A 21,665-nucleotide genomic window follows, 5' to 3' on the forward strand; every position below is an offset into this window, starting at 1 on the left:
CGGGCTCTCCCCCGGCAGGAGGGCTCAGGTGCGCCCTTCGCGCTCCTGCGCCGTCTTCATCTCGGCGGACCGGGTCACCCAGTCGGCCCGTACGACGGTGAAGCCCGCGCGGCGGGCGTCGGCGCAGACCAGTTCGTCGTCGTCGACGAGGACGCGGACCTCGCGGGTGCGGGCGAGCCGCCGCAGGATCTCCAGCTTGGTGAACCGGGCGGGCCGCCGGTCGGCGTCCCGCCGCATGTACACGCGCCCTTCGGGCAGCCCCTGGGCGGCGAGCCAGTCGAGCGTGTCGCGCCGGCAGCGTTCGGGCCGGCCGGTGAGGTAGAGCACCTCGCACTCCCGCGCGTGCTCCCGGGCCAGCGCGACGCCCTCCGGGACGGGCGGGTCCTGCGGTGCCGCCGAGAAGAAGCCGTCCCAGTCCTTCGGCCTGCGCTCCAGGAACCCCTGCCGGTGCGTGGTGTCGGCAAGGGTGTTGTCCAGGTCGAACACGGCCAGCGGGGCCTTGCTGCGGTCGTCGCTCACGCCGCCCAGCCTAAGTGGTCCGCGGGGCGGCGGTGGCCGGCACCGGGACGCATATTGTTAATGGGATCCATTTTCATGTAGCGTCGGTGCCCGACCACCGAGGAGGAGTCCCATGGCCGTCCCCAAGCGGAAGATGTCCCGCAGCAACACCCGTCACCGTCGCGCCCAGTGGAAGGCGGCCACGCCGGCGCTGGTCCCCGTCACCGTGGACGGCGTCCGTCACCTCGTGCCGCAGAACCTCGTCAAGGCCTACGAACGCGGCCTGCTACGCCCCGACGGCTGAGCACGCCCTCTCCGCCCAGAAGTGCGCCCGGACCCGGCGCAGCCAGGCCTCGACCGGCGCCTCGTCGGGCTCGTCCGGCAGTGCCGTGGGGCCCTCGTCGAAGGCGGCCTCGTAGTGCCGGAGCAGGGGCAGGGCAGCCGCGGGGTCGGCGGCGACGCGCTCGCCGAAGGCGTGGTACTCGTCCGGGTTCTCGACGCGGATCGTCAACCGCCCGGTGGTGTACAGCTCCAGGCCCTGCCCGCACAGCCGCTTGAGATGCCGGGCGTGCTTCGCCGTGCGCTTGCGTGTGTCGGCGGAGAACGAACCGTCACCGCGCGCCTCCAGCCGCCGGAACTGCTGGGTGGCGTAACCGAGATAGGCGTCCCGGACCCGCTTGGCGCTCAGGAACGCCGAACGGATGCCGATGAGTTCACCGCCGAGCGGGGTGCGCACCTCGTACAGGTCGTCCGGGAGCCACACCAGCTCCATCGCGGTCGGGTTGCCGCCGAGGGCCAGCCGGCACCACTTGGCGGCCTCGTGCAGGGTCCGGTCCGGCGCCGTGCTGACGTGGGACTCCTTCGGCCGGTGCAGACCGTGCAGCTCCTCGGTCGGCGCGGCGAACAGGCCGAGGCGGTCGATGTCCGAGCCCGGGCGGGCCAGGCCGTAGGCGGTCGATCCGACGATGCCGGAGAGCAGGACGTTGGGGACGGTCACGGTCGGCCGCCTTTCGTTACGAGGTACCGGAACATTGTCCTGACGTGCCGGGACGCGGTCACCCGGTTTTCCGGCGACGGTCCACGCCGGCCGGCGGAATACCGGCGGGGCCGCCCGGCGTAGAACCTGGTATGGATTTCGTGCGCCTGTCCGTCCTCGACCGCTCCCGCACCCGCGAGGGGCACACCCACCCCGAGGCGCTGCGCGACACCGTGCGGCTGGCGCGGGAGCTGGAGCGGCTCGGCTACCACCGCGTCTGGGTCTCGGAGCACCACGGCGTGCCCGGGGTCGCCGGTTCCGCGCCGACCGTGCTGGCCGCCGCCGTCGCGGGCGCCACGAGGACGATCCGGGTCGGCACCGGCGGGGTGATGCTGCCCAACCACCGGCCGCTGGTCGTGGCCGAGCAGTTCGGGGTGCTGGAGTCGCTGTTCCCCGGGCGGATCGACATGGGTCTGGGCCGGTCCGTCGGCTTCACGGACGGGGTGCGCCGGGTTCTCGGCCGCGACAAGGGCGACGCCGAGGACTTCGAAGGCCAGCTCGACGAGCTGCTCGGCTGGTTCCGGGGCACCTCCCCCACCGGCGTGCACGCCCGCCCATCCGAGGGCCTGACCGTGCCGCCGTTCGTCCTGGCCATGGGCGAGGGCGCCGGCATCGCCGCCCGAGCGGGCCTGCCCATGGTGATCGGCGACCTCAGGAACCGCGAGAAGATGCGGCGCGGCATCGACCACTACCGCGACCGGTTCCGCCCCTCCGTCTGGGCCCCGGAGCCCTACGTCGTCGTCTCGGGCAGCATCGCCGTGGCCGGCACCCCCGAGGAGGCCCGGCGGCTGCTCATCCCCGAGGCCTGGTCCATGGCGCACTCCCGCACCCGCGGCACCTTCCCGCCGCTGCCGCCCGCCGAGCGCGTGGAGGCACTCACCATGACCGGCAAGGAGCGCGACTTCTACGAGTCCGGCCTGACCGGCCACATCGCCGGCACCGAGGAGCAGGTCGCGCACGAGCTGGAGACGCTGCTGAAGGAGACGGGCGCCCAGGAGGTCCTCGTCACGACCAGCACGTACGACCGTGAGGCCCTGCTGGACTCCTACCGGCGGCTGGCCGCGATCACCTCCGGTTAGCTCCGGTTAGAGTCGTCTTCCATGCACGCCCGCGACCCCCATGACCCGTTCGTCCGTGTCCGCGGAGCCCGGGAGCACAACCTCCGAAGCGTCGACGTCGACATCCCCCGGGACGTGCTGGCCGTGTTCACCGGCGTGTCCGGCTCGGGCAAGTCGTCGCTGGCGTTCGGCACGATCTACGCGGAGGCGCAGCGGCGCTACTTCGAGTCGGTTGCGCCGTACGCACGCCGGCTGATCCACCAGGTCGGCGCGCCGAAGGTCGGGGAGATCACCGGCCTACCCCCGGCCGTCTCGCTCCAGCAGCGCCGGGCGGCGCCCACCTCCCGCTCCTCCGTCGGCACCGTCACCAACCTCTCGAACTCGCTGCGGATGCTGTTCTCCCGGGCCGGCACCTACCCGCCCGGCGCCGAGCGGCTCGACTCCGACGCCTTCTCCCCCAACACGGCGGTGGGGGCGTGCCCGGAGTGCCACGGGCTGGGACGGGTGCACCGTACGAGCGAGGAACTCATGGTCCCCGACCCGTCGCTGTCGATCCGCGACGGGGCGATCGCGGCGTGGCCGGGAGCCTGGCAGGGCAAGAACCTGCGCGACATCCTCGACGCGCTCGGCCACGACGTGGAGCGGCCGTGGCGGGAACTGCCCGCCAACGAGCGGGAGTGGATCCTGTTCACGGCCGAACAGCCGGTGGTGACGGTGCACCCGGTGCGGGACGCCGACCGCATCCAACGGCCGTACCAGGGCACGTACATGAGCGCCCACCGGTACGTGATGAAGACGTTCTCGGACTCCAAGAGCCCGACCCTGCGGGCCAAGGCCGAGCGGTTCCTCACCAGCGCGCCCTGCCCGGCGTGCGGCGGCAGCCGGCTGCGGCCCGAGGCCATGGCGGTGACGTTCGGCGGCCGGACCATCGCCGAGCTGGCGGCACTGCCGCTGGTGGAGCTGGCCGACGGTCTCGACGGGACCTCGGAGGCCGCCCGGGTCCTCACCGACGACCTGCGGTCCCGTATCGCGCCGGTCCTGGAGCTGGGGCTCGGCTACCTCAGTCTCGACCGGCCCACCCCCACCCTCTCCGCGGGCGAACTGCAGCGCCTGCGCCTCGCCACCCAGCTGCGCTCCGGCCTCTTCGGCGTGGTCTACGTCCTCGACGAGCCGTCGGCCGGACTGCACCCGGCGGACACCGAGGCGCTGCTCACGGTGCTGGAGCGGCTGAAGGCGTCCGGGAACTCGGTGTTCGTGGTGGAGCACCACCTCGACGTCATGCGGGGCGCCGACTGGCTGGTCGACGTGGGTCCGGACGCCGGCGAGCACGGCGGGCGGGTGCTGCACAGCGGCCCGGTGGCGGAGCTGGCCGGTGTCGAGGAGTCGGCGACGGCCCGCTACCTGTTCGACCACTCCCCCACCCCGGCCCGGGACGTGCGCGAGGCGACCGGGTGGCTCGAGACCGGCCCGGTCTCGCGGCACAACCTGCGCGGGGTGACGGCGGAGTTCCCACTCGGCGTGTTCACCGCGGTGACCGGCGTGTCGGGCTCCGGCAAGTCCACGCTCATCGGCGAGATCACGGAGGACTCGGCGGGAGTGGGCCGGCTGGTCTCGGTCGACCAGCGGCCGATCGGCCGCACTCCGCGCTCCAACCTCGCCACCTACACGGGCCTCTTCGACGTCGTGCGCAAGGTGTTCGCGGCCACCGACGGGGCCCACGAACGCGGTTTCGGCGTCGGGCGGTTCTCCTTCAACGTGGCGGGCGGGCGCTGCGAAACCTGTCAGGGCGAGGGATTCGTCAGTGTGGAGCTGCTGTTCCTGCCGAGCACGTACGCGCCCTGCCCGGACTGCGGCGGGGCCCGCTACAACCCGCAGACGCTGGAGGTGACGTACCGGGGGCGGAACATCGCGCAGGTACTGGATCTGACGGTGGAGAGCGCGGCGGAGTTCTTCGCTGACACCCCGGCCGTGGCCCGCAGCCTCGCCACCCTGCTCGACGTCGGTCTGGGCTACCTCCGCCTCGGCCAGCCCGCGACCGAGCTCTCCGGCGGCGAGGCCCAGCGCATCAAGTTGGCGAGCGAACTGCAGCGCGGCCGGCGCGGCCACACGCTGTACCTCCTCGACGAGCCCACGACCGGGCTGCACCCGGCGGACGTGGACGTCCTGATGCGCCAGTTGCACGGACTCGTCGACGCCGGGCACACGGTGGTCGTCGTCGAGCACGACATGTCCGTCGTCGCGGGCGCGGACTGGGTGATCGACCTCGGCCCGGGCGGCGGCGACGAGGGGGGCCGGATCGTGGCGGCGGGCCCGCCCCCGGACGTCGCCCGCTCGGCGGACAGCCGGACGGCACCGTATCTGGCGCGCGCTCTGTCCGGGGGCCGCTGAGGTCCGGCAGCGCGCACCCGCGCCGGCGGCAGGGGGAAACCGAGGCGCGGCGAGGACGCACGCGACGGGCCCCGTCGAGATCCGGGCGCCTCTACCGCCGAAGTCCGGGAGCCCCCTAGGCCACCAGCACCGTGTGCGTCCAGGCCGGCGCGGCCGTCTCCTGCGACTGGGCCGCTCGGGCGAGAGCGCGGCGGTCGGGGCTGCCGCCCGGCGGGAGGGCGTCGCGTACCTCGACCTCCGCGATCAGGCCGCGGGCGGTCGTCACCCGCCACAGGGACGCCAGCAGCGTGTCCTCGCCGACGTACGCGGGGGCCGTGGTGGCCCTGCCGTCTGTGAGCCGGTAGCCGAGGCGGACCGGCTGGACCGGCACCCCGGCGTCCAGGGCGGCCTGGAAGACGGCCCGGCGGAAGGTGCCCTGGGCCCGGCCGCACCAGGTGCTGCCCTCGGGGAAGGCCGCGACCGCGGTGCCCTCGCGCAGCGCCGCGGCGATCCGGGCGACGGTGTCCGGGAGGGCCCGCAGCCGGTCCCGGTCGATGAACAGGGTTCCGCCGCGCGCGGCCAGCGCACCGGCGACGGGCCAGCGCCGCACCTCCGTCTTGGCCAGCATCCGGGCGGGGCGTACGGCGGCGAGCAGCGGGATGTCCAGCCAGGAGATGTGGTTGGCGACCAGCAGCAGACCCCCGGTGGGGACGGCTGCGCCGGTGACCCGGACCCGGACGCCGGCGGCCCGTACGATCCACCGGCACCAGCGCCGGACCAGCGACGCCGGTATCCGGGCGCCGAAGGGTGTCAGCGCGATCCCCGCGAGGAGGAGCAGGACGACCGCGCCGAGCCGCAGCACGGCCCGCGGCACATCCCGCGCCCGCACGGCCGCCGGCACCCGGACACAGGCCTCGGGCGTGCAGGGCGCGGTGGGCAGCCAGGCGCTCATCAGGCCGGAACGAGGGAGAGGAAGTGGCGCAGGTAGCGCCCGTTGACGCGGCTCATCGGCAGCAGCACGTACAGGTCGGCGACGCCGAAGTCCGGGTCGTGGGCCGGTTCGCCGCAGACCCAGGCACCGAGGCGCAGGTATCCGCGCAGCAGGGCGGGCAGTTCGACGCGGGACGCGGGCGCCGGGCCCGGTGTCCACGGCAGCAGCGGCCGGACCCGGAACTCCTCAGGGGAGAGGTGCCGGCCGCTCACCCGGTCCCAGGTGGCGGACGCGAGGGTGCCGCCGTCGGCGAGCGGTACGGAGCAGCAGCCGGCCAGCCACTCGTGGCCGCGGTCGACCATGTAGCGGGCGATGCCGGCCCAGATGAGGCTGATGACCGCGCCGTCACGGTGGTCGGGGTGCACGCAGGAGCGGCCGACCTCGACGAGCTGCGGGCGGATCCCGTCGAGGGCGCTCAGGTCGAACTCGCCCTCGGAGTAGAGCCGTCCGGCCACCGCCGCGCGCTCCGGCGGCAGCAGCCGGTAGGTGCCGACGACCTGGCCGGTCGTCTCCTCCCGTACGAGCAGGTGGTCGCAGTACGCGTCGAACGAGTCGGCGTCGAGGCCCGGCTGGGGGCCGGCCAGCAGGGCGCCCAGCTCCCCGGCGAAGACGTCGTGCCGCAGCCGCTGGGCGGCCCGCACGTCCTCCTCGTCGCGGGCGAGGGTGACGGTGTAGCGGGTGGGGGCCGCGGGCTGCGCGGGGCGGTCGACGGTCAGTACGCCGGTCATGGCTCTCTCCTGGTCACGGGCCGGTTCGCTGAGGCGGGGCGGGGCGCTGAGCGGTGTCGTGCGGGCCTTCGCCTCTGTTCTCCCGACACCGCCTGACCGCCACGTGTCATGTGCAGAGAGAACGGGTGTGAGGTTGCTGAACGGCTCGCGCCCCGGGTGCGGCCCGGATGGCCTAGTGAGCTGGTCCGGAGATCCTTTCGCAGTAGCGGCAGATCCGGTCGATGATCTGGCACCCCGGGGCGCGACTCGTCGGACAAGCCGTCCAGCCGCCCGGCCAGGAACCGGGTCCGCCACCGGCGCACCGTCTTGCGGTCGGTCTCCAGCCGGGCCGCCACCGCGGTATTGCTCAGCCCGTCCGCGCAGGCGAGCACGATCGCGGCCCGCTGGGCCAGGCCCTGCGCCGTCGACCGGCCCCGGGCCCAGTTCCGCAAGATCGACCGCTCCTCCCCGGACAGCACGAGCGGCTCCAGCCTGGTGTCCCCCATGCCTTAAGGACACCGCCCCCAGCCACCTCGCGACTGGCAAACGCCCGAATCTGAAACGGAAGGCGACTCACGAGGCGAGACCAGAACTCAAAACCGGGACACTAGCGGGCGCGGGGAACTGCGCGACCAGCCACGCCCCACCCGCAGCCGCCGGACTACCGTCCCCGCAGCGGTGCTACCGCTTCACCTTCCGCGCAGCCCGCAACCACTCCTTGTTCATGCTGGTGATGGACATCAACGGGATGCCCTTCGGGCAGGCGGTGGCGCACTCACCCGCGAGCGTGCACCCCCCGAACCCTTCCTCGTCCATCTGCTCCACCATGTCCAGCACCCGCGTCTCCCGCTCGGGCGCCCCCTGCGGCAGCACGTTCAGATGGTTGATCTTGGCGGACGTGAACAGCATCGCCGCCCCGTTGGGACACGCCGCCACACACGCCCCGCACCCTATGCACTCGGCGTGCTCGAAGGCGAGGTCGGCATCGGGCTTCGGCACCGGCGTGGCATGCGCCTCGGGAGCCGCTCCGGTCGGCGCGGTGATGTACCCGCCGGCCTGGATGATGCGGTCGAACGCCGACCGGTCCACGACCAGGTCCTTGATCACCGGGAACGCCGATGCCCGCCACGGCTCGACGTCGATGGTGTCGCCGTCCTCGAAGGAGCGCATGTGCAGCTGGCAGGTGGTGGTCCGCTCGGGCCCGTGCGCGTCGCCGTTGATGACGAGCGAGCACGCACCGCAGATGCCTTCGCGACAGTCGTGGTCGAAGGCGACGGGGTCCTCGCCCTTGACGATGAGCTCCTCGTTGAGCGTGTCGAGCATCTCCAGGAACGACATGTCGGGCGAGATGCCGTCCACCTCGTACGTGGACATCGTGCCGTCGGCGTCGGCGTTCTTCTGCCGCCAGACGCGCAGGGTGAGCTTCATGCGTAGCTCCGCTGGGTGGGGTGGACGTACTCGAAGACCAGGTCTTCCTTGTGCAGGACGGGAGCCTCGCCGGTGCCGGTGAACTCCCAGGCGGCGGCGTAGGAGAACTCCTCGTCCTTGCGGGCGGCCTCGCCGTCGGGCGTTTGGGACTCCTCGCGGAAGTGGCCGCCGCAGGACTCCTCGCGGTGCAGCGCGTCGAGGCACATCAGCTCGGCGAGCTCCAGGTAGTCGACGATGCGGTTGGCCTTCTCCAGCGACTGGTTGAACTCCTCGCCGGTGCCGGGGACCTTGATGCGCCGCCAGAACTCCTCGCGGATCTGCGGGATGCGCTCCAGTGCCTTGCGCAGTCCCGATTCGGTGCGTGCCATGCCGCAGAACTCCCACATGAGTTCACCGACCTCGCGGTGGAAGGAGTCGGGGGTGCGGTCGCCGTCCACGGACAGCAGCAGGTGGAGCCGGTCCTGGGTCTCGGCCAGCACCTCCTGGACGACGGGGTGTTCGTCGGTCACCGCCTCGTGGTGCGGGTTGCGGGCCAGGTAGTCGTTGATGGTGGAGGGGAGGACGAAGTAGCCGTCCGCGAGTCCCTGCATCAGCGCGGAGGCGCCGAGCCGGTTGGCGCCGTGGTCGGAGAAGTTGGCCTCGCCGATCGCGAACAGCCCGGGGACGGTGGTCTGCAGGTCGTAGTCGACCCACAGGCCGCCCATCGTGTAGTGCACGGCGGGGTAGATCCGCATCGGCACCTCGTACGGATCCTCGTCGGTGATCCGCTGGTACATGTCGAAGAGGTTGCCGTACTTGGCCTCGACGGCCTTGCGCCCCATCCGCTCGATGGCGTCGGCGAAGTCCAGGTACACGCCCTGGCCGCCGGGCCCCACTCCCCTGCCCTCGTCGCAGACGTTCTTCGCGGCGCGGGAGGCGATGTCGCGCGGGACGAGGTTGCCGAAGGACGGGTAGATGCGCTCCAGGTAGTAGTCGCGCTCATCCTCGGGGATCTCGTTCGGGGGCCGCTGGTCGCCCTTCGCCTTCGGCACCCAGATCCGCCCGTCGTTGCGCAGCGACTCGCTCATCAGCGTCAGCTTGGACTGGTGGTCGCCGGTGCGCGGGATGCAGGTGGGGTGGATCTGGGTGAAGCACGGGTTGGCGAAGTGGGCGCCGCGCCGATGGGCCCGCCAGATCGCGGTGGCGTTGGAGTTCATGGCGTTCGTCGACAGGTAGAAGACGTTGCCGTAGCCGCCGGAGGCGAGCACGACGGCGTCCGCGAAGTACGTGTCGATCGTGCCCGTGACCAGATCCCGGGCGACGATCCCGCGCGCCCGCCCGTCGACGACGATGAGGTCGAGCATCTCGGTGCGCGGGTGCATCTCGATGTTCCCGGCGGCGATCTGCCGGCTGAGGGCCTGGTAGGCGCCGAGGAGAAGCTGCTGGCCCGTCTGACCGCGGGCGTAGAACGTGCGCGAGACCTGCACGCCGCCGAACGAGCGGGTGTCGAGCAGCCCGCCGTACTCGCGGGCGAAGGGCACGCCCTGGGCCACGCACTGGTCGATGATCTCGACGGAGATCTGCGCGAGCCGGTGGACGTTGGACTCGCGGGCCCGGAAGTCGCCGCCCTTGACGGTGTCGTAGAACAGCCGGTGGACGGAGTCGCCGTCGTTGCGGTAGTTCTTCGCGGCGTTGATGCCGCCCTGCGCGGCGATGGAGTGGGCGCGGCGGGGCGAGTCCTGGTAGCAGAACTGGACGACGTGGTAGCCCTGTTCGGCGAGGGTGGCCCCGGCGGAGCCGCCGGCGAGGCCGGTGCCGACCACGATGACCGTGTGCTTGCGCCGGTTGGCGGGGTTGACCAGCTTGGCCTCGAAGCGGCGCTTGTCCCAGCGTTCGTGGACGGGGCCGGAGGGGGCCTTGGTGTCGGCGACCGGTTCCCCGGTCGTGTAGTCGGTGTAGGAAGTCATCTTCAGCTCACCACTCCGGTCATGACGCCCACGGGTACGGCGATGAAACCGGCCGTGAGCAGCAGCGCGAGGACGCCTGCGACGGTTTTCAGGGCGCGGTCGCGGGTGCGGCTGCCGGCGCCGAGGGTCTGGGCCGCGCTCCAGAAGCCGTGCCGGACGTGCAGGCCGAGCGCGAGCATCGCGACGATGTAGACGACGTTGCCGTACCAGGTGGAGAAGGTGTCCACGACGTTCTGGTACGGGTGGCCCTCCTGGAAGCCGCCGGAGTGCACGGTGCCGGTCGTCAGGTCCAGGATGTGCCACACGATGAACAGGCCGAGGATGACGCCGCCCCATCGCATGGTCCGCGTGGCGTAGCTCGCCCGTGCCTTCTTGTGCACGTACTTGCCGGGCCGTGCCCTGATGTCGCGGCGGCTGAGCTGGTACGCCGAGGTGGCGTGGGCGACGACGGCGACGACCAGCACGATCCGGACGAGCCAGAGCGTCCACTCGTAGTGCATGAACGGCTCGCCGACGACGCGCAGCCAGTGCGCGTACGCGTTGAACTCGCCCGCCCCGAAGAAGATCTTCAGGTTTCCGATCATGTGGACGACCAGGTACAGCAGCATGATCAGACCGCTGACCGCCATCACGGTCTTCTTGCCGACGGTGGAGTCCCACACGGTGCGTGCGAAGGACGGCCGCCGGTCCGTCCGCGTTGCCAGAGCCATGGAACAGCACGCTACGGATCGGCGCCCGATCGGTCCAAGACATGGTCCGGCTTGACTCCATAGGCTGCCTCTATGGTGGGAGCATGCAGTTCCAGCAGCTCCAGTACTTCGTGGCCGTCGCCGAGACCCGGCACTTCACCCGGGCCGCCGACCTGGTCCACGTCGCCCAGCCGTCGCTGTCGCAGCAGATCAAGGCGCTGGAGCGGGAGCTGGGCGCGGACCTGTTCCTGCGCGCCCGGGGCAACATCACGCTCACGGACGCCGGGGAGGCGCTCCTCCCGCTCGCCCGCCGCATCCTGGCCGACGCGGACACGGCCCGGCACGAGGTGCAGGAACTGGCGCAGCTGCGCAGCGGCCGGGTGCGCCTGGGCGCCACGCCGAGTGTGTGCACGGGCCTGCTGCCGGACGTCCTGCGGGCCTTCCACGACCGCTACCCCGGCATCCGGCTGCTGATCGAGGAGGGCGGCTCGCACGACCTGGTGCGGGAACTCGCGCGCGGGGCGCTGGATCTGGCGCTGGTGGTGCTTCCGCTGCCGACGCCGTCACCGGCTCTGACGACGGTGGAGCTGCTGCGGGAGGACCTGGTCGTGGTCTCCTCCCCGGACGCGCCGAGGCCGGGGCAGGGACGGCGTACCGTCCGGGTCTCCGACCTGGAGAGTGAGCGGCTGGTGATGTTCCGGCACGGGTACGACCTGCGCGAGCTGACCGTGGCGGCGTGCCGGGCCGAGGGGTTCGAACCCGACTTCGCCGTCGAGGGCGGGGAGATGGACGCGGTGCTGGGCTTTGTGCGAGCCGGGCTGGGCGTCGCCGTGGTGCCCCGGATGGTCGCGGCGAGGTCGGGTCGCGGCCTGCGGGTGACGCCCCTCGCCCGGCCCGGCCTGCACCGGACGATCGCGCTGGCCCACCGCAGCGACGTGGCGCCGCCCCGGGCCGCGCGGGAGTTGCAGCGCATGCTGCTGGAGCGGTGAGCCTCGCGGAGCGTAACGGCACCGGACGCCCTGCTTGCCGTACGGCTGCGGCTAGCGCGCCGGGGGGCCGGCGGCCGGCCGGTGAGAGGACGCCAGGTGCAGGAGTTCGTCGACGGGCCACTGGTCGTAGACGTGCTCGCCGTACTTGGCCGCGAGGACTCTGCCGTCGGTGCCGATCAGGAAGTCGGCGGGCAGCCCGAGCCTGCCACCGGGCTGGTCGGCCGCGGGGAGCCGCTCGCGGCCTCGGACGACCTCCCACCCGCTGCGGAACACCGCCGCGATCACCGGCCCCCAGGCACGTGGGCTGAGCAGCGCGCGAGCAGCCGACTCGACACCGAACTCGGCGTACAGCCGCTTCTCGGGGTCGGCGACGACCGCGAAGGGCAGGTCGCCGGTGTGCCGTCGCAGTTCCTCGGCGGGCGAGTGGAAGACCACGACCTCGCGCACCCCGGCGGCCTCGATCTCCGCGTGCCGGCGGACCACCGACCGCAGATGCAGATGGCACACCGGGCACCCGGCGAACCGCCGGAACTGCAGGTGCACCAGACGCTCGGGGTCGGGGACGGCGACGGGACCGCCGGAGACCGTGGCGATGTGTCGTCCGGCGACGGTGGAGCCGGGCCGTAACGGCCGTGCGGGCATACGCATGAGCATGGTCGCTCCCTCGTAGGAGTACGGCGTACTCTTACGGAGTGTAGGCGTGTGCCGCACGCTCTCACAAGGTAGGCGTATGGCGTACGCTGATTGTCGTCATGCCACGTCCCCGCTCACTCAGCCACGCCCAGCTGGCCTCGGCCGCCCTCTCCGTGATCGACCGCGACGGGCTCGCCGGGCTGTCCATGCGCTCCGTCGCGAAGGAACTCGGCATGAGCACCATGGCGCTCTACCGCTACGTGGACGACCGGGAGGAGCTGGAAAGGCTCGTCGTCGACCTCGTGCTCGGCACCGTGGACACCGAACCGCCCGGGCCCGAAGCGCCCTGGCAGCAGCGGATCGAGGTGCTGATGGGGCGGCTGCGCGACGCCGTGGCCGCCCATCCGGAGATCGTCCCCCTGACCGTCGCCCACCGGCACCGGTCCCTGGCCGGGCTGCGCTGGTCGGAGTCCGTGCTCGGCGTGCTCACCGAGGCGGGGTTCGACGGCGATCGGCGGGTGATCGCGCTGCGGGGCCTGCTCGGGTACCTCATCGGCGCCATCCAGCTGGAGCACCTCGGGCCGCTGTCCGGAGACGGCACGCTCGCCATCGCCGAGCTGCCGTCCGACGCCTTCACCCTCATGGCCGAGACCGCCCGTCACGCCCGGAAGGTCAGCGCCGACCGGGAGTTCACGGGCGGACTCGCGCTGCTGCTGCGCGGGCTGGGCGCCTGACCCGGCTCCGCGCAGCGGCCCGAGGGCATCACCCCGTGGCGTCCACCAGCGCGAGTTCGTGCAGCCGCTCCGGCGGGCCCGGCCTCGCGTAGTACCAGCCCTGGGCCGTGTCGCAGCCGAGTATGCGCAGTTGGTCGGCCTGGGCTCCCGTCTCCACGCCTTCCACCGTCACCGCCAGGTCCAGGCTGTGGGCCAGGGAGACGATGCCCTCGACGATCTTCAGGTCGACGGGATCCGCCGGGAACTGCTGCATGCTCTGGGTGAAGGACCGGTCCAGCTTCAGGATGCTGACCGGCAGCCGGCGCAGGTTGGCGAGGTTGGAGTAGCCCGTCCCGAAGTCGTCCAGGGCGATGTCGACGCCCATCTCCGCCAGCCGCCGCAGCGGCTTGAGCAGATCGTCGTCCGCCCCGATCAGCGCCGACTCCGTGACCTCCAGGCACAGCGCGTCCGGCGCGACGCCCGTGCGCTCCAGGATGTCGACCGTGTCCTGCACCAGGCCGGGATGCGTCAACTGGCACGGCGACAGGTTCACGTTGATCCGCAGCGGCCCCACCGCCTCGGCGCCGCCCTGCAGTTCCCGCCACTCGCGGGCCTGGCGCACCGACTGCTCCAGCACCCACCGGCCCAGCGGCACGATCAGGCCGGTGTGCTCGGCGAGCGGGATGAACCGGTCCGGCCCGAGCACCCCGTGCTGCGGGTGCAGCCAGCGCACCAGGGCCTCGGCGCCCCGGACACTGCCGTCGCCGAGATGCACCAGCGGCTGGTACTCGATGAAGAACTCGCCCCGCTCCAGCGCCGTAGGCAGCGCCGTGGTCAGCCCGTGTCGCGTGATGGCCCGGGCGTCGGCCTCCGGATCGGCGAGTTCGAAGCGGTTGCCGCCCGCCGACTTGGCCCGGTACATGGTGATGTCGGCGCTGCGCAGCACCTCCGCCGGGCTGCGCTCCCCGGCCGGGCCCTCGACGATGCCGATGCTGCCGCGCACGGTGAGCTCCCGGCCGTCCACACTGATCGGCGCCAGCAGCGCGTTCATGATGCGCCCGGCGAGTTCGTCGACGTCCCGCTGAGTGTCGGGCCCGGTGGTCAGGGCCACGAACTCGTCACCGCCGAGCCGCGCGACCATCTCGCCCGGTGCCGTGGCGCAGGACTGCAGCCGGTCGGCGACCTCCACCAGCAGCCGGTCGCCGGCCGCGTGGCCGAGGCTGTCGTTGATGGTCTTGAAGCCGTCGAGGTCCAGGTAGCACAGCCCGAACCGCTGGCCTTCCCCGGCGCCCAGTGCCTTTTCCAGGCGCTCGAAGAAGAACGTGCGGTTCGGCAGCCCGGTGAGCGCGTCGTGCGTGGCCTCGTAGCGCAGCCGCAGGTTGAGCAGCCGCCGCTCGGTGGTGTCCTCCATGAGGGCGAGCTGGTACTGCGGATCGCCGTCGGCGTCGCGCAGCAGGGAGACCGTCAGATTGGTCCACAGGACGGTTCCGTCGGGGCGGTAGAACGCCTTCTCCAGGTGGTAGTGCTCGCGTTCGCCGCGGACGAGTTCGTCGTAGAGCCGCCAGGTCTGGGGAGCGTCGTCGGGATGGGTCCACTCCCGGACGTTGCGGCTGCGCAGCGTCTGCTCGGAGACCCCGAACATGCGCAGCAGCGCGCCGTTGACCTGCAGTATGTTCCCCTCGAGGTCGGCCATGCCGATTCCTATGGCCGCGCCCTCGAAGACGGCGCGGAAACGCGCCTCGCTCGCGTGCAGGGCCTGCGCCACCACGCCCTGCGCCTGGAGGGCGGCCTGCGCGATGGCCTCCTGCTCGGCGAGGGTCCGCTCGCGCAGCGCCCGGGCGAAACCGGCCGCCATCGCGTGCTGGAGCCGCGCGCACCGGGCCCGCAGGTCCTCCTGGTCGCCGTCACCCCCGCAGTACAGGACCAGGTAGGCGTCGACGCAGTCCAGGGTGCGGCTGAGCGCCTCCGGGTCGGTGCAGTGCGCGTTCACCAGGGCGGCTCCGACCGCCCTGCCCGCCTCGGAGTCGAAGGTCCGGGCCAGGAGTCCCTCGCTCAGCCGCCGTGCCTGGGGCAGCAGTTGCGCCTCGAACTCGGTACGGGTCGACGACGTCGAGGTCACCGGGAAGACGGCCCGGCTCCAGATCGTCGCGAACCGGCGCAGTCTGCCCTCCGGCCCGTCCGGTTCCGCGGTCACGCCGTACGCCCCACGCCCGCGAACCCGGAGAACGCATACGGATCCTCGTCCTCCGGTGCGGTGTCGGGCCGCCAGCGCGGCATCGCCACCAGTCCGGGTTCCACCATGTCGTACCCCTCGAAGAACCGCGCGATCTCCTCGCGCGAGCGCATGATCAGCGGGTTGCGGATGTCCCTGTACACGTCCACCGCACCCCCGGCCCGCTCCGGCGGCAGCGGGATCCCCTCGTAGGAGGCGTGGGTGAGCACGAGCAGGCTGCCCGGCGCGAGCGCCTCGCCCAGTTCGGCCACGGCCCCGTGCGGGTCGTCCTCGTCTTCCACGAAGTGCAGTATGGCAACGAGGAGCAGCGCCACTGGCTGATTCAGGTCGATCAGCCGCTCCACCTCGGGGCTGCGCAGGATCTCCTGGGGCTTGCGCAGGTCCGCGGCGACGACCCCCGTGTCCTCGTTGCCCTCCAGGACCGCCTGGCTGTGCGCCACGGCCACCGGGTCGTGGTCGACGTACACCACGCGGGCGCCGGGACGGGCGGCCTGGGCCTCCTCGTGCACATTGCCGAAGGTGGGGATGCCGGAGCCGATGTCGAGGAACTGGGAGATGCCCTGGTCGGCCGCGTAGCGCACGGCGCGACGCATGAACGCCCTGTTCGCCTGCATGATCTTGGGGAGTCCCGGCATGAACTCCATGGCCCTGCGGGCCGCTTCCCGGTCGACCTCGAAGTTGTGCGATCCGCCCAGGTAGTAGTCGTACATCCGGGAAACGCTGGGCACCGAGATGTCGATGCTTCGTGGGGCCCAGGCGGGACGCTCCATCTATCTCTCCAAGGCGTAGGCGATCCGGTGTTCGAGCAGAGGCTACTGATCGCCCGCCAACGGAGCGACCCGAAACGGAAATTGACCATCCGTTCCCGGTCACTGCCTGCGGCACGTGCCGAATTGATACCCCTGCGCATGCCCTTCGAACATATGACGAACAGTGTCCGGGGCGTTCCGGAGAGTTCCGGTGCGGGAGGGGGAGAGTGTCAGCGGTTCGCTGAGTTCAGGTGAAGCACAGCACAACGGTCCGCCCCTCCGTGGGGCACGGAGGGGCGGACCGGGTCTGCGCTTCGGGTGGGCGAGCTGATCAACCCTGGGGAGGTTTCCCTGCTACTCCGACGCGCCGACCAGCTTTCCGTCGGGCCGGACGGCGTACCAGGTGCCGCCCACGCCCTGGCCGTTGGTGTCGCCGGGAGCCTTGTCGCCGGCGAAGGTGTAGATGGGCGAGCAGTTGATCGTCTGCTGCTGACCCTCCCCGTCGGTCCGGTCGAAGATCATGTAGCCCTTCTTCTGGATGCCCTTGGTGTCGGAGAAGTCGACGGGCTCCACGAGCGGCCACTTTGCCAGGCACTCACCGGTGCAGTTGGAGACCGGCTTGGGCCAGGCCTCGTCCTTCTTGAACCGGTAGACGGTCATGCCGTTCTTGTCGACGACGATCTCGCCGAGCTTGGGGTCCTTGCGCGTGGACAGCCCGGCCTGGACCGCTTCGCCGCCGCCCTCCGCTCCGGCCCCGGCACCTCCCTGCGCCTTCTTGCCGTCGGGGGCGAGCGCGTACCACTTGCCGCCCACGCCCTGGCCCTTGACGTCACCGGCGTTGACGTCCTTGGCATAGCGGTAGGCGGGCCAGCCGGCGACCGTGAGCTGCTTGGTGCCGTCGGCCCTGGTGACCGAGCCGAGCAGCGCCTTGTCGATGCCCTCGCCGGCCTCGGCGTCATCGGCCGGAACCGGCGGCCAGGTCTTGGCGCAGTCACCGTCGCAGTTCGACTTGGGCGGCTGCTCGGTGTCCTGGTCGAACCGGTACAGGGTGAGGCCGAGACTGTCGGTGACCACCTTGCCGACCTTCTCGGCGGTGGAAACGGACAGCTTGCCGGCGGGGCTGGACGGGCTGGAGGCGCTCGGTGCCGCCGGCTGGCCCGTCGCGGTGCCGCCCGCCGCGCCCGCGGTGCCCGAGCCGATGTTTCCGTAGTCGCCGGGCGCGGCCGTGGCGCCCACGTTCTGGCTGGCCGCCGGTGGGCTGTCCTGACCGCACGCCGTCGTCAGCGCCAGGACCGCCGCGGCGCTCGCCACGAGTGAGGCGCTCCGCCAGGAGGTCTTCATCGTCAACTCCCCATAATCGCAAGGGTGTTGCAGCGCCCTGCTGCGCCGCCGCACGGTCATGAGTACGCATGGGGACGGCGATTGTGTTCAACCGTCGGCCAAATTTCTTTCCGGAACCTGTGACGAGTGCCTCCAGTCGTCGTACAGGAGTGCATCCCGAGCTCCCTGCGGGCGACCGCAGATCAAACCCGTGATGCCCGGATATCCCTCTTTCGGGGCAATCCCCTTGCACTCCGGCCCGTCCGGGCGGCAGAGGGCTCATGATCTTCGTCGTGCATGGACCCCTTTCGACTCAACCCGCCCTTGCGGCACGGGCCTTGGCGGCGGCGACGCTGACCTGGGCGCTCGTCGGCGCACCGGCCGGGTTCGCGGTGGCCGACGCCTGCGCGTACGCCTCGACGGGGCCGGACGGCACGGAGGCGGTGGCGTACGCCGGCAGCAAGAAGACGTGGCCGTGCCCGACACCCACGCCGACCCCTTCCCCGACGCCGACGCCGACCCCGACGCCGACCCCGACGCCGACCCCGACGCCGGAGCCGACACCTCCGCCGAAGCCGACACCGGACCCGCCGCCCCCGCCGAAGCCCCCGCCCCCGAAACCGACCCCCACGGCCCGGCCCGAGCCGCCGGCACCGGCACCGCCCACGCCACGCCCGGCACCACCCCCGCCGCGGCCGGCCCCGAGGCCCGTACCGCCGGCTCCCCCTCCCCCCGCACCGGCGCCCGCTCCACCGCCGACGCCGTCGGCCGCCCCCGCGCCCGGCCCGTCCGCGGCGCCCGTGCACTACCCGCGCTACCGCGCCGCGCCTCCGCGGCCGCGGAGGGCGGACGGCACGCTGTCGCCGCTCACCTTCGTCCTGCTCGTCACGGTGCCCGCGGTGGTGGCCGTCGCCGCGCTGCGCGCGCGCTGATCCCTGAAGCCCTGGAGGTACCTCTTGCCGGAATGGCTTGTTCTCACCCTCGCGATGCTGGCCGCCTGTGCCGTGGTGGTCATCATCACCTTCGTACGCCACCGCGCGGCCCGCGAGGACGAGGACCCCAATGAGACCCCGGACGTCATCGAGTACATGACGATGTGGATCGGCGTGGTCTACGCCATCGTCCTGGGCCTGGCGATCGCCGGTGTCTGGGAGGGACGCAGCGCCGCACAGGACCACGTCCAGGCCGAGGCGACCGCACTGCACGAGATCTCGGAGCGGGTGCGGGTCTATCCGGCCGAGGAACGCGACCGCATCCGGGACGACATCCGGACGTACGTGAGCCATGTCGTGACCACCGAGTGGGACACCATGGCCGACAAGGGCGAGGTCACCCCGCGCGGCGCCGAGCTCTTCGAACGGATCCGCCAGGACGTCACCGACTACGAGCCGGCGACGGACTTCGAGGCCCAGGCCTACCAGCCACTGCTGGACCAGGTGACCGCGGCGAACCAGGCCCGGATCGCCCGGGCGGAGTCGACCGGGGAGACCATGCCGGGGGTGGTGTGGTTCGGGTTGATCGCCGGGGCCGTCATCACCATCGGGATGATCTTCGCCCTGCAGATCCGCAGAACGACCCGCGAACTGGTCCTCGCCGGGCTGTTCTCGGCGTTGATCGCCTTCCTGCTGTTCCTGATCTGGGACTTCGACTCGCCCTACAGCAGGGGCGTGACCGCCTCGGCGGACCCGTTCCTGAACCTCTTCCCGGGCGTCGGCGACTGACGGCGCCCCGCAGCACGGGGCCCGGCCGGGGGGCGCGCGACACGCCGTCGCCGTCCCCCGGCCGCCTGGGCGGTGTTCCCCCGGGCGGCGCACGTCCGTGCCCCATTCGCGCTACTGCGATCGCGCCATCGCGCGCGTCTTCTTAGCGTTTCGGGCATCGAGGTGCATGTGTGACGTGAGCGGAACAGGTCCGCGGCTGCTCCTCGGGGACCCGGAGGATTCACCATGCGCGCGATACGCCTCGCCTCTGCCGTACTGCTGGGTGCCGGCGCCCTCACCTCCTGCGTGCCCGCCGCCGACGCGGCGATCCGGACCGACTTCGGCTTCAACCTCCTGCCTTCCACCGTGAGGGCGGGAGGCGAGGTGACTGTGCACGTCACGCGCAACCGGGCATGCCGGGGGGAGGCGACGGTCGACTCACCGGCCTTCGCCCCGGTCACCATCCCGCCGGACGAGTCCTGGACGACGGTGGTCGTCGACTGGGACGCCAAGCCCGGCGCCGTCTACGAGGTCGAGTTCGGGTGCGACGGGTCGATCGGCGTCGCGCGTCTGACGATCGCGGGCGGCCGGCCGGCGCCCCACCCCGCCCATCACCCGACGCGCCACCCCCACAAGGGTGTGCACGCCGGTGAGGGCGGCACCCTCGCCGGGTTCGACCTCAAGGAGGTCGGTCTGGGCGCCGCACTGATCGCCGGGTCGCTCGGCGTCGCCTACCACTTCTCGCGCCGCCGCACCGACGGGGACGCCGGCTGACCCCTTCCGCGGCAGGCCTTCGCCCCGGCTCCCCTGATGAGAGGGAGCCGGGGCGAAATGCGTTCACGTGCGAGGCGGCGACTCGTCGAGGAAGGGACGCCACGAGGCGCCCGTGTGAGCCTCGAAGACGCGGCGCGACGAGGCGCCCGTGTCAGCTTCGAAGACCCGGCGCGACGAGGCGTCCGTGTCCGCCTCGAAGACGCGGTGCGACGAGGCGTCCGTGTCAGATGCGCCGCTCGGCACGGCGGCGCATCCAGAACACACCGCCGCCGACCACGGCCGCGGCCACGAGACCACCGCCGATGGCCATGTCCGTCGGGGTCGCACCGGTGGTGCTGCCGCCGCCGATGCCGCCGCGGACACCGCCGATGACGGTGAAGGCGTGCGGCTTGGTCATCCGCCTGCCGTTGCAGTCGACCGTGATGTCGTACGGCCCCGGGCGGGCGTTGCTGTTGATGATGGCGGTGCCCCGGGCCCTCTCGTTGGGGCCGGAGACGGGCGACAGACGCGTCGGCGAGAACGCGTTCGAGGTCGCCGTGCCGCCGCCCCGGCAGCCGTCGACCGTGATGGTCAGCTGGCCGCCGGGGGCGATCACGCTGGGCAGGGCGGTGATGTTGCTCGGCGTGTCCCACGCGACGGCCGCGGGGGCGGAGAGGCCGAGAGCGGCGACCGCTGCGCCGGCGACCGCCAGGGCACGAGTGTTACGCATGTGAACCTCCGCGGAAGACGCCCCGGGACCCGTCCCCGGTCGATCGGCGAGAAAGCGCCTCCCAGAAAGACAGTCAGTTGCCGTGCCGCAAGCCGCATTTCGGCACTGGTCCGTACCGGTGAGAGAAGGCGGTGCGGGGAAAGCGTCCATGCGTATATCGCCGCAGGTCACAGACCGTCAGAATTTTCCTCGCGGCGGCAACTCGGATGGCTCACCTCAGGTCCTGCGTACCGCTCTCGCCCTGGCGCGCGCCGGGCTTGTGGGAACCCCGGAATTCGGCCCGTGCCCGGCACCCACCAGCCCTCGCGGCCCCCGGCCACCCGTTCGCCGCCGCCCCGTCGCCGGTTTCCCGCACGCCACTTAGCGTGTCGCTATGCGCGATGGACACGGCGACGGCCGCGTCGAGAGGGGATGGCGAATGTCTGCGTCCGAGCTGGCCCAGGCGGAAGAGGAGGCGCGGCCCAGGAAGCGCGCCCCGTGGGGCGTGATAGCGCTGGTTCTGCTGACCGGCCTCGCGCTCATCCGGAACGGTTCGGGAGAGTTCGACGAGGGACCGCCACAGCCGGCGAGCGCGGCCGCGGCGGACAGCCGGGTGCCCGGCGGCACCTTCGCGGGAAGCGTTCGGCCCTTGCCCTACGCCCTCCCCGACCGGGTCAGGATCCCGGCGATCCAGGTCGACGCGCCGATCATTCCCGTGGGCCTGGACGCCGACGGCTGGGTCGGCGCGCCGCCGCCGGAGGACCCCAACCTGGCCGGCTGGTTCACCGGTGCCGTCACACCCGGCGAGAAGGGCACCGCGGTCGTGGTCGGCCATGTGGACAACCAGCAGGGCCCCGCCGTGTTCTACGGCCTCGGGGCGTTGAGGAAGGGACAACGCGTCGAGGTCGCCCGGCAGGACGGAAAGACCGCCGAGTTCGAGATCTACGGCGTCGAGGTGTTCGAGAAGAACAACTTCCCCGGCGACCGTGTCTACGCTTCCAAGGGCGCGCCGGAGTTGCGGGTCATCACCTGCGGCGGCGGTTTCTCCAAGCAGGAAGGCTATGCGGGGAACGTCGTCGCCTTCGCCCGCCTGGTCGCGGTGCGCTGAGCGCTCGCGACACGGGCGGGCGAAAGCCCTCAGGCGTC

The 21,665-nt window shown here is 72.0% G+C and carries 23 protein-coding genes; 9 read left to right on the forward strand and 14 right to left on the reverse strand.

Annotation, left to right across the window (positions count from 1 at the left end; translation table 11 throughout):
* Positions 1-24: 24 nt before the first annotated feature.
* The gene (locus FDO69_RS35805; RefSeq protein ID WP_104786946.1) at positions 25-519 is read right to left on the reverse strand and encodes a phosphatase domain-containing protein; all 495 of its coding nucleotides are present in this window, start codon (positions 517-519) and stop codon (positions 25-27) included.
* A gap of 112 nt (positions 520-631) precedes the next feature.
* Here FDO69_RS35805 and rpmF point away from each other — a divergent pair, with 112 nt between their 5' ends.
* Positions 632-802, forward strand: coding sequence for a 50S ribosomal protein L32 (rpmF, locus tag FDO69_RS35810; protein ID WP_104786949.1), 171 nt, complete (start codon positions 632-634; stop codon positions 800-802).
* On the opposite strand, the gene FDO69_RS35815 is transcribed toward rpmF, so the two are convergent.
* Complete coding sequence (locus tag FDO69_RS35815) at positions 785-1,495, reverse strand: nucleotidyltransferase domain-containing protein (protein ID WP_104786952.1); 711 nt, start codon at positions 1,493-1,495, stop codon at positions 785-787. The two genes, rpmF and FDO69_RS35815, sit on opposite strands and share 18 nt — an antisense overlap.
* A gap of 131 nt (positions 1,496-1,626) precedes the next feature.
* Here FDO69_RS35815 and FDO69_RS35820 point away from each other — a divergent pair, with 131 nt between their 5' ends.
* On the forward strand, positions 1,627-2,613 hold the full coding sequence (locus FDO69_RS35820) for an LLM class flavin-dependent oxidoreductase (RefSeq protein ID WP_104786955.1): 987 nt from the start codon (positions 1,627-1,629) through the stop codon (positions 2,611-2,613).
* A gap of 21 nt (positions 2,614-2,634) precedes the next feature.
* On the forward strand, positions 2,635-4,980 hold the full coding sequence (locus FDO69_RS35825; RefSeq protein ID WP_104786957.1) for an ATP-binding cassette domain-containing protein: 2,346 nt from the start codon (positions 2,635-2,637) through the stop codon (positions 4,978-4,980).
* 115 nt (positions 4,981-5,095) lie between these two features.
* Here the strand turns inward: FDO69_RS35825 and FDO69_RS35830 are convergent, their stop codons facing one another.
* The 6 genes from FDO69_RS35830 to FDO69_RS35855 form a co-directional block, all read right to left on the reverse strand.
* A complete protein-coding gene (locus tag FDO69_RS35830; RefSeq protein ID WP_104786959.1) occupies positions 5,096-5,911 on the reverse strand; it encodes a lysophospholipid acyltransferase family protein in 816 nt (271 codons plus the stop codon).
* Complete coding sequence (locus FDO69_RS35835; RefSeq protein ID WP_104786962.1) at positions 5,911-6,678, reverse strand: GNAT family N-acetyltransferase; 768 nt, start codon at positions 6,676-6,678, stop codon at positions 5,911-5,913. The genes FDO69_RS35830 and FDO69_RS35835 overlap by 1 nt, the downstream gene beginning before the upstream one ends.
* The gene (locus FDO69_RS43160) at positions 6,675-7,163 is read right to left on the reverse strand and encodes a helix-turn-helix domain-containing protein (protein ID WP_420878569.1); all 489 of its coding nucleotides are present in this window, start codon (positions 7,161-7,163) and stop codon (positions 6,675-6,677) included. The genes FDO69_RS35835 and FDO69_RS43160 overlap by 4 nt, the downstream gene beginning before the upstream one ends.
* A gap of 175 nt (positions 7,164-7,338) precedes the next feature.
* Complete coding sequence (locus tag FDO69_RS35845) at positions 7,339-8,085, reverse strand: succinate dehydrogenase/fumarate reductase iron-sulfur subunit (protein ID WP_003994568.1); 747 nt, start codon at positions 8,083-8,085, stop codon at positions 7,339-7,341.
* Positions 8,082-10,031, reverse strand: a complete 1,950-nt coding sequence (locus FDO69_RS35850) for a fumarate reductase/succinate dehydrogenase flavoprotein subunit (RefSeq protein ID WP_104786964.1) — start codon at positions 10,029-10,031, stop codon at positions 8,082-8,084. Before FDO69_RS35850 ends, FDO69_RS35845 begins: the two co-directional genes overlap by 4 nt.
* A gap of 2 nt (positions 10,032-10,033) precedes the next feature.
* Positions 10,034-10,741 carry a succinate dehydrogenase gene (locus FDO69_RS35855; RefSeq protein WP_104786967.1) on the reverse strand — a complete coding sequence of 236 codons (708 nt, stop codon included), beginning with the start codon at positions 10,739-10,741 and terminating at the stop codon, positions 10,034-10,036.
* Between the two features lie 83 nt (positions 10,742-10,824).
* Between FDO69_RS35855 and FDO69_RS35860 the strand changes: the two genes are divergently transcribed.
* A complete protein-coding gene (locus FDO69_RS35860) occupies positions 10,825-11,709 on the forward strand; it encodes a LysR family transcriptional regulator (protein ID WP_104786970.1) in 885 nt (294 codons plus the stop codon).
* A gap of 51 nt (positions 11,710-11,760) precedes the next feature.
* Here the strand turns inward: FDO69_RS35860 and FDO69_RS35865 are convergent, their stop codons facing one another.
* A complete protein-coding gene (locus FDO69_RS35865) occupies positions 11,761-12,357 on the reverse strand; it encodes a peroxiredoxin-like family protein (RefSeq protein WP_104787142.1) in 597 nt (198 codons plus the stop codon).
* A gap of 104 nt (positions 12,358-12,461) precedes the next feature.
* Between FDO69_RS35865 and FDO69_RS35870 the strand changes: the two genes are divergently transcribed.
* Positions 12,462-13,076, forward strand: a complete 615-nt coding sequence (locus FDO69_RS35870) for a TetR/AcrR family transcriptional regulator (RefSeq protein ID WP_104786972.1) — start codon at positions 12,462-12,464, stop codon at positions 13,074-13,076.
* A gap of 28 nt (positions 13,077-13,104) precedes the next feature.
* On the opposite strand, the gene FDO69_RS35875 is transcribed toward FDO69_RS35870, so the two are convergent.
* From FDO69_RS35875 to FDO69_RS42480, 4 genes are all read right to left on the reverse strand, one after another.
* Entirely contained in the window at positions 13,105-15,249 is a 2,145-nt protein-coding gene (locus FDO69_RS35875) for a putative bifunctional diguanylate cyclase/phosphodiesterase (protein ID WP_104786974.1), read from the reverse strand.
* Entirely contained in the window at positions 15,246-16,058 is an 813-nt protein-coding gene (locus tag FDO69_RS35880) for an SAM-dependent methyltransferase (RefSeq protein ID WP_104786976.1), read from the reverse strand. The genes FDO69_RS35875 and FDO69_RS35880 overlap by 4 nt, the downstream gene beginning before the upstream one ends.
* A gap of 333 nt (positions 16,059-16,391) precedes the next feature.
* Entirely contained in the window at positions 16,392-17,378 is a 987-nt protein-coding gene (locus tag FDO69_RS35885; protein WP_104786979.1) for an SCO0930 family lipoprotein, read from the reverse strand.
* Between the two features lie 292 nt (positions 17,379-17,670).
* Positions 17,671-18,024, reverse strand: coding sequence for a hypothetical protein (locus FDO69_RS42480; RefSeq protein WP_234388241.1), 354 nt, complete (start codon positions 18,022-18,024; stop codon positions 17,671-17,673).
* Positions 18,025-18,157: 133 nt separating this feature from the next.
* Here FDO69_RS42480 and FDO69_RS42810 point away from each other — a divergent pair, with 133 nt between their 5' ends.
* The 3 genes from FDO69_RS42810 (at position 18,158) to FDO69_RS35900 (ending at position 19,831) form a co-directional block, all read left to right on the forward strand.
* A complete protein-coding gene (locus FDO69_RS42810; RefSeq protein WP_260419336.1) occupies positions 18,158-18,289 on the forward strand; it encodes a hypothetical protein in 132 nt (43 codons plus the stop codon).
* Between the two features lie 54 nt (positions 18,290-18,343).
* On the forward strand, positions 18,344-19,078 hold the full coding sequence (locus FDO69_RS35895; protein ID WP_167526751.1) for a bestrophin-like domain: 735 nt from the start codon (positions 18,344-18,346) through the stop codon (positions 19,076-19,078).
* Between the two features lie 225 nt (positions 19,079-19,303).
* Positions 19,304-19,831 carry a hypothetical protein gene (locus FDO69_RS35900; RefSeq protein WP_104786985.1) on the forward strand — a complete coding sequence of 176 codons (528 nt, stop codon included), beginning with the start codon at positions 19,304-19,306 and terminating at the stop codon, positions 19,829-19,831.
* A 223-nt stretch (positions 19,832-20,054) separates the two neighbouring features.
* Here FDO69_RS35900 and FDO69_RS35905 read toward each other — a convergent pair whose 3' ends face one another.
* Positions 20,055-20,540: a hypothetical protein gene (locus FDO69_RS35905; RefSeq protein ID WP_104786990.1), complete on the reverse strand. Its 486-nt coding sequence runs from the start codon at positions 20,538-20,540 to the stop codon at positions 20,055-20,057.
* A gap of 418 nt (positions 20,541-20,958) precedes the next feature.
* Between FDO69_RS35905 and FDO69_RS35910 the strand changes: the two genes are divergently transcribed.
* Positions 20,959-21,627: a class F sortase gene (locus tag FDO69_RS35910; protein WP_104786992.1), complete on the forward strand. Its 669-nt coding sequence runs from the start codon at positions 20,959-20,961 to the stop codon at positions 21,625-21,627.
* The last annotated feature ends 38 nt before the right edge of the window (positions 21,628-21,665 follow it).

The sequence above is a fragment of the Streptomyces tibetensis genome, assembly GCF_007655005.1.
Taxonomy (GTDB): domain Bacteria; phylum Actinomycetota; class Actinomycetes; order Streptomycetales; family Streptomycetaceae; genus Streptomyces; species Streptomyces tibetensis.

Bases quoted from the DNA above. Each gene is read 5' to 3' on its own strand.
- rpmF (WP_104786949.1), top strand. From the start codon at position 632: ATGGCCGTCCCCAAGCGGAAGATGTCCCGCAGCAACACCCGTCACCGT.
- FDO69_RS35820 (WP_104786955.1), top strand. From the start codon at position 1,627: ATGGATTTCGTGCGCCTGTCCGTCCTCGACCGCTCCCGCACCCGCGAG.
- FDO69_RS35825 (WP_104786957.1), top strand. From the start codon at position 2,635: ATGCACGCCCGCGACCCCCATGACCCGTTCGTCCGTGTCCGCGGAGCC.
- FDO69_RS35830 (WP_104786959.1), bottom strand. From the start codon at position 5,911: ATGAGCGCCTGGCTGCCCACCGCGCCCTGCACGCCCGAGGCCTGTGTC.
- FDO69_RS35835 (WP_104786962.1), bottom strand. From the start codon at position 6,678: ATGACCGGCGTACTGACCGTCGACCGCCCCGCGCAGCCCGCGGCCCCC.
- FDO69_RS43160 (WP_420878569.1), bottom strand. From the start codon at position 7,163: ATGGGGGACACCAGGCTGGAGCCGCTCGTGCTGTCCGGGGAGGAGCGG.
- FDO69_RS35845 (WP_003994568.1), bottom strand. From the start codon at position 8,085: ATGAAGCTCACCCTGCGCGTCTGGCGGCAGAAGAACGCCGACGCCGAC.
- FDO69_RS35850 (WP_104786964.1), bottom strand. From the start codon at position 10,031: ATGACTTCCTACACCGACTACACGACCGGGGAACCGGTCGCCGACACC.
- FDO69_RS35855 (WP_104786967.1), bottom strand. From the start codon at position 10,741: ATGGCTCTGGCAACGCGGACGGACCGGCGGCCGTCCTTCGCACGCACC.
- FDO69_RS35860 (WP_104786970.1), top strand. From the start codon at position 10,825: ATGCAGTTCCAGCAGCTCCAGTACTTCGTGGCCGTCGCCGAGACCCGG.
- FDO69_RS35865 (WP_104787142.1), bottom strand. From the start codon at position 12,357: ATGCGTATGCCCGCACGGCCGTTACGGCCCGGCTCCACCGTCGCCGGA.
- FDO69_RS35870 (WP_104786972.1), top strand. From the start codon at position 12,462: ATGCCACGTCCCCGCTCACTCAGCCACGCCCAGCTGGCCTCGGCCGCC.
- FDO69_RS35880 (WP_104786976.1), bottom strand. From the start codon at position 16,058: ATGGAGCGTCCCGCCTGGGCCCCACGAAGCATCGACATCTCGGTGCCC.
- FDO69_RS35885 (WP_104786979.1), bottom strand. From the start codon at position 17,378: ATGAAGACCTCCTGGCGGAGCGCCTCACTCGTGGCGAGCGCCGCGGCG.
- FDO69_RS35895 (WP_167526751.1), top strand. From the start codon at position 18,344: ATGCTGGCCGCCTGTGCCGTGGTGGTCATCATCACCTTCGTACGCCAC.
- FDO69_RS35900 (WP_104786985.1), top strand. From the start codon at position 19,304: ATGCGCGCGATACGCCTCGCCTCTGCCGTACTGCTGGGTGCCGGCGCC.
- FDO69_RS35905 (WP_104786990.1), bottom strand. From the start codon at position 20,540: ATGCGTAACACTCGTGCCCTGGCGGTCGCCGGCGCAGCGGTCGCCGCT.
- FDO69_RS35910 (WP_104786992.1), top strand. From the start codon at position 20,959: ATGTCTGCGTCCGAGCTGGCCCAGGCGGAAGAGGAGGCGCGGCCCAGG.